Source organism: Mesorhizobium sp. M1C.F.Ca.ET.210.01.1.1 (assembly GCF_004791585.1).
Lineage (GTDB): Bacteria > Pseudomonadota > Alphaproteobacteria > Rhizobiales > Rhizobiaceae > Mesorhizobium.
In genome coordinates this window covers 1-331 of sequence record NZ_SRUU01000159.1, presented here as the reverse complement: position 1 = coordinate 331, position 331 = coordinate 1, and the positions used below count along the sequence as shown (strand labels likewise).

At 67.4% G+C, this 331-nt stretch carries 1 protein-coding gene; it reads right to left on the bottom strand.

The annotated features are described in order from the left end of the window. Window positions 1-331 (bottom strand): ATP-binding cassette domain-containing protein (locus tag EN853_RS33390; RefSeq protein WP_135861366.1); only part of this gene is annotated, 331 nt, incomplete at both ends.

Below are 331 nucleotides of genomic sequence, written 5' to 3'. Positions count from 1 at the left end.
GCCGAGCAGCAGGGCCTCATGCGGCTCGGTGGTGGCGTAGACGAAGATTGTGCCGGCAGCGGCAAAGATCCTCGGCAGTTCGGCCCGCAATTCCTCGCGCAGCTTGTAGTCGAGGTTGGCAAGCGGCTCGTCGAGCAGCACCAGGCTGGCATTCTTGACGATGGCGCGCGCCAGCGCGGTGCGCTGCTGCTGGCCGCCCGACAGGCTGAGCGGGGTGCGGTCGAGATAGGGCGTCAGCTTGAGGAGAGCTGCCGCCTCGCGCACCTGGCTGTCGATCTTGCCCTGCTCGACACCGGCCACCCTGAGCGGCGAGGCGATGTTGTCATAGACC